This is a genomic window from Microcoleus sp. Pol12B5, assembly GCF_036701335.1.
Taxonomy (GTDB): Bacteria; Cyanobacteriota; Cyanobacteriia; order Cyanobacteriales; family Microcoleaceae; genus Microcoleus.
On sequence record NZ_JAUBQQ010000107.1, the window covers coordinates 1 to 11,815 of the forward strand.

An 11,815-nucleotide genomic window follows, 5' to 3' on the forward strand; every position below is an offset into this window, starting at 1 on the left:
TAATTAACTCATAATTTTGCCTGGAATATCATTCTACTATGTATTTGTGTAATTAATTCTGTCTAACTACTTAACAGGAACGCCAGCAAAAAGAAGCGGATCACATGCAAGCATAACCAGAGCGCGAGGAATGGCCCATAAAGAGCGTCAGCGCCCGTGGCAGTGCGATCGACCTGCCTTGAAAAAGAACAACAGCACCATGAGCCTCGATCGAGAAATTGTGAAAACGGGGAATTTACCCAAAAAACTTGTTATTAACAGCCAAAACCCCGAACCTTATTCTTTCCTTAAACTGCCTTTATTTATTGAAGGGTATTTTAACTCACAACTCAAAACTTTTTTAAATATCCATTATGGATTGATGGGTATTTTAACTCACAACTCAAAGCTCCTAACTCCAGCCCCGGACACACTCCAACTCTTCTAAACCTGATTTTTTAACTCTTATTGAGAGTTTGAAGAAGTATTTGGATTAAACAACCTGGTTTCTGTGTAAACGACTTAACTCCTAACTCAAAACTCAAAACTTCCTTGCTCCCCCCCCTTGTCAAGAAGCCCTCACCATCCGACACTGTACTTGGAGAGTTAATCGACCCTAGGGAGAAAGTTCCTTGAAAAAAGTTTTAGCCATCATCCTCGGTGGCGGTGTAGGCACCCGCCTTTACCCCCTAACCAAACTGCGAGCCAAACCCGCAGTTCCCCTCGCAGGCAAATATCGCCTCATCGATATTCCTGTCAGCAACTGCATAAACTCGGAAATAGTCAAAATCTACGTCCTCACCCAATTCAACTCGGCATCCCTCAACCGTCACATCTCTCGCACCTACCAGTTTTCCGGCTTCACCGAGGGATTTGTCGAGGTGCTCGCCGCCCAGCAAACTCAGGAAAACCCCAACTGGTTTCAAGGGACAGCCGATGCAGTTCGCCAATATCTCTCGCTGCTAGAACAGTGGGACGTTGATGAATACTTGATTCTTTCGGGCGATCACCTCTATCGCATGGACTACCAGAAGTTTGTGCAGAGACACCGCGAAACCAACGCGGATATCACCCTCTCGGTTTTGCCTATGGACGAGAAGCGGGCGTCGGATTTTGGTTTGATGAAAATCGACGACACCGGCCGCATTGTTTCTTTCAGCGAAAAGCCAAAAGGCGATGCGCTCAAACAAATGCAGGTGGATACTACTACACTGGGATTGACAGCGCAGCAGGCTCAGGAAAGTCCTTACATTGCTTCGATGGGGATTTACGTCTTCAAAAGAGAAGTTCTGATTAAACTCCTGAAAGAATCTCCAAACCAAACTGATTTTGGTAAAGAGATAATTCCGAATTCTGCAAAAGACCACAACGTTCAAGCTTATTTGTTTGACGATTATTGGGAAGATATCGGAACCATTGAGGCTTTTTACGATGCTAACTTGGCTCTGACAAAACAGCCTCAGCCGCCTTTTAGTTTCTACGATGAAAAGGCGCCAATTTACACTCGCCCGCGTTTCTTGCCGCCGACTAAGCTTTTAAATACTCACGTGACTGAATCGATTATTGCTGAAGGCTGCATTCTCAAAGAGTGCCGGATCGACCATTCTGTGTTGGGAGTTCGATCGCGCATTGAAGCTGGATGTACGATTCAAGACACCCTGGTCTTGGGTGCTGACTTCTACGAACCCGACGCAGAACGGCATTCGAGTTTGGACAACGGCGGCGTCGCCCTTGGTATCGGTGCAGATACTACAATTCGCCGCGCGATTGTGGATAAAAATGCTCGCATCGGCCGCAATGTTCAAATAATTAATAAAGACCGAGTGGAAGAAGCCAACCGCGAAAACCAAGGTTTTTACATCCGCAGCGGCATCATCGTAGTTCTGAAAAATGCCACGATTCCTGATGGAACTATCATTTAGTTATTAGTCATTAGTCATTAGTCGTCAGTCATTAGTTTTTTAAGTTAAAATCTGTTACCTGCTTTTCAAGTGACTGATGATACATAATGAAATTAGTGACAGATCACCAATGACCGATGACTGATGACTGATGACGAAATTCATTTTTTTTTGTTGATTATTAATTCCCACCGCTAATGCGAGTTTGTCGAAATACTTGGCTTTATTCAAAGGCTCGCGCATTATTAATAAGCGACAGTCTCTGTTACTGTCTGCCGCGATACAGATATGTCCGCTCGCCTGCGTCTGGCGAATAGCTTCTGATTCTTGTATTTGCGCTGGTAGCACGACTGACAAATGCGCTGCCCGTTTCTGAGTACCACAGCACTCTCGGAACTATCTTTCCAATCGTCGCAGCAGCCACAAGGCCAACTTAGCAAATAATTCATAATGTTAGCACCCTAGTAGCGTTAAAAGCTTATCGCTCTACTATCCTATCTTAATGTTTTATAAAAATGTGTGATTTAGCTAACAGACAGCGGAGAAATTATGTAATATTACTTTGACTTAAATGTATTCAGAGGTTGTCAAAATAAAATTTTCTAGCAGGGCTGTGGGGTGAATAAAAAATATTTAGAAATTTTGTGTAAAAACGGCGCAATTTAGGGTATTATATAGTCACAATTCATAAACCAGATTTGACAGAACTTGCTGATGGAAACCTGCTAAGATTTGGATTGGGTGATCAAGCTCATATCGAGAAGTTCGTAGGCGTAAGCCGGGGCGTAGCCATCGCACCGCGCCCCGGAAAAAAAGACCAAAAAAAGATTCATCGTCCACGCCAGTCAACCCTCCTAGGCTCGCACCCGCAACAGCAGCAGCTTTCCCCCCTCACCTCAACGGGGCTGCAGCCTCCCGAAAGTCGTAAGCCTCATAACTGCCCAAAAGTATTCGCCGCAGGAGTTTCACCGTCTCAAAGCTCACAGGTATAGCAACGCCCTAGAGGGTAAGGACGTTCTTAATTGATGAAAGCTATTGTTTGTGTTGTCGAATGCCAAAAGCATTTCTAGAGGCTGGTGCTTCAGCTCCCTTGGGCACGAGAGAGCTGAATGCTATAAAATCTTAAACAGCAGCGGAGTGCGGAAATTGCGATCGAACGCCAAGCAACAACCGAACTCGATCGAGTCCAAACCTTTGATAACCTATAATTTGAATGAGATGCCGCAGGCACTTCGGCTCCTGGCATTATACTAATGCGCCATCCTGCAGGTAATTTGGGATTTATTCTTTCTAACAACTAACAACTAACAAATAACAACTAATAAAGAGGGGATTGCTTAATGGCTGCAACAGATTTTAAAGACTATTACGCTATTTTGGGACTCAACAAAACTGCCAGTTCTGACGAAATTAAAAAAACTTTCCGCAAACTAGCCCGCAAATATCACCCGGACATGAATCCCGGCAACAAAGAAGCAGAAGCTCGTTTTAAAGAAGTAAACGAAGCTTACGAAGTGCTCTCAGACCCTGAAAAACGCAAAAAATACGATCAATACGGTCAATACTGGAAGCAAGCTGCCACAACTCCAGGCGGATGGCCCGGCGGGGGCAGTACGAATGTAGACTTTGGCGGGGTTGACTTCAGCGAGTACGGCAGTTTTGACGAATTTATCAATGCCTTGCTAGGTCGCGCAGGTAGTAGTCCGGGTAATGCCCGCAACGCCAAGTGGAATTACAGTAACTACCGCACCACCAGCGGCGGGCCCACAGGTTTTGGCGGATTTGAAGATTTCGCGGGGTACGAAAACCGCAGCGCAGTCAGCTCTCTCGACACCGAGGTGGTGGTTTCCCTGACTTTGGGGGAAGCATTTCGCGGAACTTCTAAGCGAGTCGCCACGGGCGAAGTTTCGATTCCAGCAGGAGTGAAAACCGGCAGTAAAATCCGGATAAAAGGCAAAGGTCAAGTTGACCCGTACACGAAGCAGCAGGGAGATTTGTACCTAAAATTAGAAGTTTTGCCTCACGCTTTCTTCCAGTTTGAGGGAGAGAATTTGGTCTGCGAAGTGCCAATAACTCCTGACGAAGCGGTGTTGGGAGCTTCAATTGAAGTGCCGGCGCCTGAAGGTATGATCACTGTGAAATTTCCAGCCGGGATTCGTTCGGGTCAGTCTTTGCGGTTGCGAGGCAAAGGATGGCCGAAACCGAAGAAAAACGAGCGGACTGATTTGTTGGTCAAAATTGCGATCGTGCCACCGAAAGAAATTAGCAGTGTAGAACGCGAATGCTATGAAAAACTCAAAGCAAATCGCACTTTTAATCCTCGCAGTAATCTCAATCAGATGGTGCTTTGAAAAAGCGTGCATTTCTCGGACGCAAATAAGATTCTTTCTTCACTATTTCATCGGGACACAGCATTCTTGTGTCCCTAGTTTATGCAAGCGCGCTCTCATTTGAAAAAAACCCTGTTAATAAGTCAACTTTTCTTCGCCCGTAATTTGCACTTTCCAACCTTCTCAAGACTCTTCGCTAGCTCTTAGCTGAGTAGGTTGGCTACCTTGTTTGAGGTTGATGGTAATTTTTTTAGCCCCTTTGTTCTCCAGGTCTCGGATGTAGCCGGTCGATCTGTCAGAAGCTTCCTCTCTGCTGTCATAGGGCCCAAAGTAATAGGTACGCTTTGGTGAATCTGTATCAACTTCTACCCACCATTCGTCGCGTCGAGTAGTGCTAGCAGGTTGAGCTAATAGCCAAAAAGCCGTGAAAAACATACCCAACATAGAGATTTCAAACATATTTACCTCTGGGAATACTTAAGTAGTTTTTACTCTTCTCAATTTATCAACGCCAGGGGATCGATCGGATCGTCCTCAGTGCTGATTTGACGCAGGTAGTTTTTGAGAGTAGCTGCTGTCTAAAATCAGCATTTCGGTGGAGAAGAGTTTTAGGCTGGGTGGCTGTAAGTCACTGCTAGACATACAAAGTCCGCAAGGCAAGGACTAGAAGAAGAGTGTGTTTATATTTTTGTTGAGGTTTGAGTTAACTCAAAACTCAACATCCTTAAATCGCTACAGTTTTTGAGACTTCTTCTTCGCAAATGGTAAGATGCGAAGGCTGACACCGTTTGATGCGGATACTAACCCTTTGAGATCCCTCGCTTTCCAAGTCTTCGATGTAGCCTGGAGTATTGCTGGAAGCTTCTTTGTCGGTATCGAAGGGGCCAAAATAGTAGGTACAGTGGGGCAAATCGGTGACAATTTCTACCCACCATTTCTCAGACCGGCGGTGGCCCGGCCCGGCAAACACGGACAAGACTGCGACGTAGATACAAAATAAATAAAATCCGAGCATCTTTATTCTTGAGAGTGGTTTAATTTATTATTTGAATCTATCAAAATAATTTGCCCAATCAAATCAACCTCAGTGCTGATTTTGCGTCGATCGACTTTAGATGCGAGATTTTAGATCTTAGATTTTTCTTGCCATCTAAAATCTAAAGCAAAACCCGCCGGTGCGGGTTGTTTGCTAACTAAAAAATGCTCTTTTTCCAAACTTGATGGCTGGGCAAACCTCAGCCTGCTGAGGTTTAGCGCTTGCCTTTGGGGAACTGTTCGATACCAGCCCAACCGTAGAAAACCAGCTCGTCGTTCTGAACTCGGCAGCGGTCTACTCGCAGTTGAGTGCCTTCTAAGGCAAATTTGTCTAAGTCTAGCAAGTTATTTACGTGGGCAATTATAGCTTGGCCCAAGTCTACTGCTTGCTCGTCACCGCCGTAAGTAACGCTGACAAATTGGATTTTGCGTCTGTCTTCTACTTGCAACTGAGCTGTAATATCTATGTTGACCGGTTCGCTGGCATCGCCTACGGTAATTTCGGACTGAAGCCGAATTGATTTGTCGGTTCCGAAGCTGACTTCAGTGTTTTGAAAGTGCAGAGATTGCTCTTGGTACTTCAGCTTCTGGAGTTTTTCAACTACAAAAGGTGTATTGAATGAGGTGGTTAAATCCGATCGACTTAAGACTACTCGCATATTTGCCTGGGTAGGCTGCCGTAATTTCACTTGACCTGCAAAAATCGCTCCAAAATCAATGGAGAGTGCTTGCAGGTAGAGTTCCATCACTTCTATGCGAAGGCCGTTGTACATCAACATACCTTTGCCAACGAAGTCGAAACCGTCGATGCTTCCCTGCAAGAGTTTGGCTACTGGTTCGACTCGGATGTTGGCCTCGGCCTTTTCAGAACGCTTGAATAAGGCTGCGATCGCAGCTCCTGCTACTTTACTAACAAGGCGATCGCCACTTTGACCTTGAAAGGATGTACCGCTAAACAAAGCTGCTACCATTTATTCGTTTGCTCATCTACAGTCGCCATTATAACCTCATATTAAGAAATGTAAAAATAGCTTGTGCTTATTCACCTCATAAGCAGATATTGTTTTTTGTCTGTCTTCAAAACAACATTGTTGAAATTTAAGGGCTCAGGGGGGTGCCTTGGAGACAGGCGCGATCGAGCAACGCTCCATCCCAAAGGGTTTGTTCGATCCTGGCGCAAAGCAAATTAGCCCCCGTCAGGTTAGCGCCCCGCAGTACGGCTCCATTCAGGATCGCTTCTTCCAAGTCAGCTCCCGACAAATCAGCGCCGGACAAATTGGCATGGCTCAAATCGGCACCAAGCAAAATTGCCCTAGCCAAAGCAGCGCCCCGCAAATCGGCACCGCGCAAATCGACACCGCTCAAATCCAAATTACCGATGGATGCCGCCGTCAAAAAAGCACCCCCAAAACTTGCGTCGCGGACTAAAGCGTTAGCGAAGGAAGCGCCCCGCAAATCGGCATTGCGAAAATCTGCGCCTCGCAAGTCAGCGCCGCTCAAGTCAGCGCCTCGGAGGTTGGCTCGCAATACGGCCCGCTGCAAGTTAGCGCCGGCGAGATTAGCTCCACTCAAGTTGGCTTGAGACAAGTTAGCACCGGCGAGATCGGCTCCCGCTAAGTCTTTGCCGGCTAAATCAGTGCCGGCCAACATCAAAATTTTGCCTTTGCGTATGGCTTCGAGGTCATTAGTCATTAGTCAGTTGTCAGTTGTTGGTTGTCAGTTGTTGGTTAACAGTCAACAGTCAACAGTCAACAGTCAACAGTCAACAGTCAACAGTCAACAGTCGAGTTATTTTATAATGCCGGAGCGGCCGAGGTCGTTCGATCGCCCTCCTCCAACCACACGTTAGGCAGTTGGCTTGGGCGAGTTGGTAACTCCATCAAACCCATTTCTGCCAGCCTGACGACGTTGCCCAGAGTTTCCACCAAAGCCGGATCGAAGCGAGTGCCGCACAGTTCGCGGCACTCTTCCAAAGCTTCGCTCAAACTCAAAGCCGCACGATCGCCACGCGGTTGAGTCAGTTCTTGAAAATAAGCGACCAACCCCAAAATCCGCGAAGTCATCGGTATCGCTTCGGCTCGCAAACCCTCTGGCCTGCCGCTGCCGTCCCAATATTCGAGTTTATGCTTGACAATTTCCGCTACCGGTGCTAGTTCCGGCATTGCTTGCAGCAGTTGGGAACCAATGAAACTGCGATCACGCCAAAACGAGAAAGTTGCTTGGTCAAAAGCATCGGGAGTGCGATCGAACACCTCATTCGGCGCAGAAACTAAGCCGACTCGAAACAGCAATCCAGCTAGCCGCAGCCTCCGCAACTGCAAAGCCGGCAAATCCAGCAGTTGACCCAAAGTTTCCGACAAAGCTGCCACCTGTAAAGACGCTGTGGGATTTGCAGTATCGCGTTCGTCCACGCGCTGCGCCATCCGCAGAAAAGCTTGAAGTTTGTTAGCGTTCAAATTGCGGCTGACGCGCAAAGCTTGACCTTCCAATTCCCACAATTCGCGGGTTTGGCGGTTAATTGCCACCATTTGCTGCTGAGAACTTTGCAGGTAAGTGACTATCCGCGATACCACGCCACTAATATCTGCCAAGGGCGGGCCTTTGGTTGCCAGGATTTCGTGGTACATTTCCAGCAAACTGTCGGCTAGCGGGGAGTTGTAATGTCGCGTCTGTTCTATAAAAATTTCTGCCGAGGCCGACACCAAAGACTGGTCAAACGACCACAAACCGTAGAACTTTCGTTCTGTATCGACTTCTGGCTTGCCCTCGGGCAAGTATTCCTCGGCTGAAAGTTCGCGGCAAAGCACCATTGCTTTGTATGTGGGGGCGACGATGATTAAATTCCATTCTTGGATTAGGGGGTCGCTCTCATCGAGATTTATTAAAGATACATTTTCTAATTGACCCGTTTTGTGGGTAGCGAAACCGCTGTCGGCTACTGCACCGATGACAACGCGCCGAGAGGCATTAGCAATATCTAGGTAGCGATCGGCTTCCTGTAAATACCATTTACCCTGCTGAAACGTTACCAAAACTAAGGGTTGGAGTTCGCTTTTGTCCCCGCCACTGGTTTGCAAAATGTGGTCTTCTAGGGCGTGACATAGGGCTACTAGGGTGTTTTTGAAGTATACCCCGTAGCTAGAAGGCAGTTTTCCGTCGGGAAGTGTAGCTTGTAGTCTAGCGAGAGTTGATTCTGAATTCATTGCAAAAAGCGGTGCCGGCTCTTACTTATTGTAGCGGGCGATCGAACTTCTAGAAAAGACTTTTGGCAAAAATCCGAGTTTTTGAGTTTTCACAGCTTCGCAACCGAGTCAATGTAGAGTGCGCCGAATAGTACCTGATTAATTTTAGTAATTTTCTGGAAACCCTCTGTCTTTAGCTGAGTTTTTTTAAGACGAGAAACCTGCCAAGAGGAAGACGCTAACTCAATTAAGTATTAACTACTATTTTTAAAACAATAATTATTAGGAATTCTGAGCGTGCTTCAAGAAAATAGGAGTTTAGGGGAACAGGCGATCGACAAAGTGGCCGAGATTGCTATTTCGAGCAAATTAGACGAATCCGAAACTTTGTCTGTGACAGTTAACACCGATCCGATCCAGCTAGCCCAGGGTTCAGTAGAGGCCGTTGCGGTTGAGGGCACAGGCTTGGTAATGCAACAAGATTTGCGCGTGGAAGATTTGCAAATTCACATAAAGGATATTGCTGTCAATCCCCTGACCGCTATGTTTGGCAAAATTGAACTGAACGGCCCTGCCTTCGGTGCGGCACGCGCAGTTTTAACAGAAAGCGATATCAACCGCGCTTTTAATTCCGAATACATCAGCAGGAAACTGAAAAACTTAAAAGTTACTGTTGACGGACAACTGCGGACAATAGACGTTAAAAGTATTGAGTGCCAATTGCTAACCGGAAAAATCGCTTTAACTGCTGAGGTATTGGTGCGGGAAACTGCCTCTACGGAAAAAATTTATTTTACGTCAAAACCTGAGATCGCAGAGGGCGGTTGGGCAATTTCTCTTCAGGATGTCGAGTATCCGGAAAACAAGGAATTTTCGCCGGAGTTAACTGAAGCTTTGGCGGACAAAGCTGGTGAAGTTTTAAACTTGCGAAATTTTGAACTTGAGGGAATGTCCCTGCGAATTCAGCAGCTAAATGTGGAAGCTGGTGTGCTGACTTTGCAAGCTGAAGCGAAAGTTGAAAAATTCCCTAATTAGGAGATTGTAGGGTGTGTCAGAAATAAAAAAGCTTGTCAAGTCAAGCAACTATTAGAACTGGCGCATCCTACCATTATGCTTTGCTTTGGAAAAATCTCCGCAGTTTATGAAATCCCTCTAAAGTTATAAAAAATTCGATACCAACCCGCACAAAAATATCACCGCCGTTAGAGGCAGGCATGGGGAGTTTACTTTTACTCTTGACAAGTAGTAGTAAAAAATTGGAAAAATTTTGTGAACACAACAGTAACTGCTTTTTTTAAAAGACTGCGTATCGGTCAATTTTTGACTGTATTTATGGCAGGTGTGCTGCTGTTTACCAGTACCGCTTGCAATGCGGGCGATGTTCGAGGTGCTCGGCCTGAGAATCCTCCCGTTCAAGCTGGAGGAATGAATAACCCTCACAAGGGTGGCGGTGATGGATACACGAATTATAAAACATCCACCGATCCTAAAGTAAATCAGTCGCCTGCTCAAGCACAAAAGAATCGGGCTGATTTGTCGATCGTGGGCGATCGTCTCCTGGCCTCGACTACCGCTGAATCTAATTCCTCAAAGCTGCTTTATCCGGGTTCTGCACCGATGGAAACTGACAAGTTGGACCTCGAACTCGGCGGAGATAAAAGTCTCTTAGAAGCGCCAGACGGACAACCTGCTAAGGCTCAACCCGTATTCGATCGCAGCGATCCCGATGCCAATATTTTAGAGAGAGTAGGCGCCGCCTTTAAGGATGCTTCTGGTTTCCTCAAAGATAGCGCTGAAGATGCCAAGGAAAGCTCGGTTACGAAACTCAATCCGCTGCAAAAATAAGTTAGCAGAACCAAAACTGATGTAGGGGCGGTCTGAAACTAGCCCCTACATAAATAATATAATTTATAGAAACTAAATAAATGCTTGTAGATAGGCTATCTGCTTTAAAAATTTACGTGTTTTATACTTTTTTGATATGACACACAGCAATATATATTACATTTTATGGGATTTATGCGGGGAATTTCCTAAAGTAAGCAGGGTAAATTTTAATCAGGTTAAATAAATTTACTAAAATATATCGATTAACATGAACTATTCTACCATAAATTAAACTGACGGGATTGTTGATTCCGTGAGCGACTCTAGGGACTAGCTGTGCTAAACAAGACGTTTGTTCGGAGTAAATTAGTTAAAAAGGTCAAGGAAAGTTTCGTTACACAACTTAAATTTTATGATTATTTTACAGAGCCAGGAAAGAGCCTAAACACTTTTACGCGTAAAGAAGTAATGTATTGTAATGACGCCTACATAAAATACTAGATAGCTCCCACACGAGTTAAAAGAGTGAATTATTCTTAGTTAACTGATATCCCCGTAAAATCTTTACCCTTTACAAAAACGTGCAGCGCATGAAATTTCACAAAAGCCTCACCCTAGGGATTTTAAATTACTCCCAAGGGCTCGTCAGCATTAGCCGTCAGCATGAAGAAACAATTATTGTGCGAAACGGTGGAGAGGTTGAACGTATCGACACGATGGATTTAGGTTTTCCCATTTGCCTCCACGATGACATTGCTGAGTTCATCAGTCAGATTTCAATTGAGCTACAGCTAGGAGGTTGTATAGTGCTATATACCGATGGTATTCCCGAAGCAAAAGACATTCACAAAAAACAATATGGCGTTGAGCCGATGTGTGAACTCATTAGCAAAAATTGGCATTTGTCGGTACCAGAAATCAAGCAAGCGGTGATTGACGCTGTGCGACGATATATCGACCATCAAAAATTGTTTAATGACATCAGTTTGTTGGTTTTGAAGCGGAGGGAATTAGGCGTAGAAACAGACTCAAAGCCTCAAGCAGCCGCATTTGTTTACAGCGATCACCAATACCTCAAAACAGTAAACTGATGACATGAAACGGGAAAATGATCGGCGGGGCGATCGCCTTAGCAGTCAAATTTACGAAGAGGTGGTGAGATATTTCAAACGCAGTCCCCCAAAAGAGGGTGAATCTCAAGAGAACTCCAAAGCTGTAGTCACAGTCATAATTTTTAGGAGACTAATTTATTAATGGTAGTTAAATAGGATTTTTTGCTAGTCATCTTTTCCATCATTATTGCCATTCTTGCCCCCTAGACCACCTTATAATTAACAGAGATAATGACTCCCAAAAAGGTAAAAATATTTGCGTGCGTTGGTTGATTTGCGGTTCATTGACAATGGGAACGGGCATCTGGGCAATGCACTTGATAGGAATGCTGGCTTATCACCTGCCAGTAGAGATCGCCTGCTATTTACCCATTAAGTAGCTAGACAAAATTAATTACATAGTTTTCTCCAAATTCTTTCAGGATTTTTTCCACAGAGGTAACAAAAGT

Annotated in this window: 14 protein-coding genes; 8 read left to right on the forward strand and 6 right to left on the reverse strand. The window is 45.3% G+C overall.

The window, feature by feature from the left end; all coding sequences use genetic code 11:
• Positions 1–130: 130 nt before the first annotated feature.
• Positions 131–427, forward strand: coding sequence for a hypothetical protein (locus tag QUA24_RS25745; protein WP_333233145.1), 297 nt, complete (start codon positions 131–133; stop codon positions 425–427).
• A gap of 184 nt (positions 428–611) precedes the next feature.
• Complete coding sequence (locus tag QUA24_RS25750; RefSeq protein WP_333084485.1) at positions 612–1,901, forward strand: glucose-1-phosphate adenylyltransferase; 1,290 nt, start codon at positions 612–614, stop codon at positions 1,899–1,901.
• A gap of 224 nt (positions 1,902–2,125) precedes the next feature.
• Here the strand turns inward: QUA24_RS25750 and QUA24_RS25755 are convergent, their stop codons facing one another.
• Entirely contained in the window at positions 2,126–2,329 is a 204-nt protein-coding gene (locus tag QUA24_RS25755) for a hypothetical protein (protein ID WP_333084483.1), read from the reverse strand.
• An 891-nt stretch (positions 2,330–3,220) separates the two neighbouring features.
• Here QUA24_RS25755 and QUA24_RS25760 point away from each other — a divergent pair.
• Positions 3,221–4,231, forward strand: coding sequence for a J domain-containing protein (locus QUA24_RS25760; protein WP_333214933.1), 1,011 nt, complete (start codon positions 3,221–3,223; stop codon positions 4,229–4,231).
• A 162-nt stretch (positions 4,232–4,393) separates the two neighbouring features.
• On the opposite strand, the gene QUA24_RS25765 is transcribed toward QUA24_RS25760, so the two are convergent.
• From QUA24_RS25765 to QUA24_RS25785, 5 genes are all read right to left on the reverse strand, one after another.
• On the reverse strand, positions 4,394–4,669 hold the full coding sequence (locus tag QUA24_RS25765; RefSeq protein ID WP_333214935.1) for a DUF1816 domain-containing protein: 276 nt from the start codon (positions 4,667–4,669) through the stop codon (positions 4,394–4,396).
• A 265-nt stretch (positions 4,670–4,934) separates the two neighbouring features.
• Positions 4,935–5,225 (reverse strand): DUF1816 domain-containing protein, encoded by a 291-nt coding sequence (locus QUA24_RS25770; RefSeq protein ID WP_333233147.1) that lies wholly within the window; start codon positions 5,223–5,225, stop codon positions 4,935–4,937.
• A gap of 235 nt (positions 5,226–5,460) precedes the next feature.
• Positions 5,461–6,216, reverse strand: coding sequence for a DUF2993 domain-containing protein (locus QUA24_RS25775; protein ID WP_333233149.1), 756 nt, complete (start codon positions 6,214–6,216; stop codon positions 5,461–5,463).
• Between the two features lie 127 nt (positions 6,217–6,343).
• Positions 6,344–6,937 carry a pentapeptide repeat-containing protein gene (locus QUA24_RS25780; RefSeq protein WP_333233150.1) on the reverse strand — a complete coding sequence of 198 codons (594 nt, stop codon included), beginning with the start codon at positions 6,935–6,937 and terminating at the stop codon, positions 6,344–6,346.
• A 101-nt stretch (positions 6,938–7,038) separates the two neighbouring features.
• A complete protein-coding gene (locus tag QUA24_RS25785) occupies positions 7,039–8,448 on the reverse strand; it encodes an HD domain-containing phosphohydrolase (RefSeq protein ID WP_333216009.1) in 1,410 nt (469 codons plus the stop codon).
• 276 nt (positions 8,449–8,724) lie between these two features.
• On the opposite strand from QUA24_RS25785, the gene QUA24_RS25790 reads away from it, so the two are divergent.
• From QUA24_RS25790 to QUA24_RS27425, 5 genes are all read left to right on the forward strand, one after another.
• Entirely contained in the window at positions 8,725–9,462 is a 738-nt protein-coding gene (locus QUA24_RS25790; RefSeq protein WP_333233152.1) for a DUF2993 domain-containing protein, read from the forward strand.
• A 234-nt stretch (positions 9,463–9,696) separates the two neighbouring features.
• Positions 9,697–10,272 carry a DUF6658 family protein gene (locus QUA24_RS25795; RefSeq protein WP_333233154.1) on the forward strand — a complete coding sequence of 192 codons (576 nt, stop codon included), beginning with the start codon at positions 9,697–9,699 and terminating at the stop codon, positions 10,270–10,272.
• A gap of 563 nt (positions 10,273–10,835) precedes the next feature.
• On the forward strand, positions 10,836–11,345 hold the full coding sequence (locus QUA24_RS25800; RefSeq protein ID WP_333233156.1) for a SpoIIE family protein phosphatase: 510 nt from the start codon (positions 10,836–10,838) through the stop codon (positions 11,343–11,345).
• Positions 11,346–11,349: 4 nt separating this feature from the next.
• Entirely contained in the window at positions 11,350–11,508 is a 159-nt protein-coding gene (locus QUA24_RS25805) for a hypothetical protein (protein ID WP_333233158.1), read from the forward strand.
• Positions 11,509–11,656: 148 nt separating this feature from the next.
• A complete protein-coding gene (locus QUA24_RS27425) occupies positions 11,657–11,746 on the forward strand; it encodes an MHYT domain-containing protein (RefSeq protein ID WP_445242651.1) in 90 nt (29 codons plus the stop codon).
• Positions 11,747–11,815: the final 69 nt, after the last annotated feature.

What these genes read in the sequence shown, in the direction of transcription:
- QUA24_RS25745 (WP_333233145.1), top strand. Translation starts at nt 131, where the DNA reads ATGGCCCATAAAGAGCGTCAGCGCCCGTGGCAGTGCGATCGACCTGCC.
- QUA24_RS25755 (WP_333084483.1), bottom strand. Translation starts at nt 2,329, where the DNA reads ATGAATTATTTGCTAAGTTGGCCTTGTGGCTGCTGCGACGATTGGAAA.
- QUA24_RS25760 (WP_333214933.1), top strand. Translation starts at nt 3,221, where the DNA reads ATGGCTGCAACAGATTTTAAAGACTATTACGCTATTTTGGGACTCAAC.
- QUA24_RS25765 (WP_333214935.1), bottom strand. Translation starts at nt 4,669, where the DNA reads ATGTTTGAAATCTCTATGTTGGGTATGTTTTTCACGGCTTTTTGGCTA.
- QUA24_RS25770 (WP_333233147.1), bottom strand. Translation starts at nt 5,225, where the DNA reads ATGCTCGGATTTTATTTATTTTGTATCTACGTCGCAGTCTTGTCCGTG.
- QUA24_RS25775 (WP_333233149.1), bottom strand. Translation starts at nt 6,216, where the DNA reads ATGGTAGCAGCTTTGTTTAGCGGTACATCCTTTCAAGGTCAAAGTGGC.
- QUA24_RS25780 (WP_333233150.1), bottom strand. Translation starts at nt 6,937, where the DNA reads ATGACTAATGACCTCGAAGCCATACGCAAAGGCAAAATTTTGATGTTG.
- QUA24_RS25785 (WP_333216009.1), bottom strand. Translation starts at nt 8,448, where the DNA reads ATGAATTCAGAATCAACTCTCGCTAGACTACAAGCTACACTTCCCGAC.
- QUA24_RS25805 (WP_333233158.1), top strand. Translation starts at nt 11,350, where the DNA reads ATGAAACGGGAAAATGATCGGCGGGGCGATCGCCTTAGCAGTCAAATT.
- QUA24_RS27425 (WP_445242651.1), top strand. Translation starts at nt 11,657, where the DNA reads ATGGGAACGGGCATCTGGGCAATGCACTTGATAGGAATGCTGGCTTAT.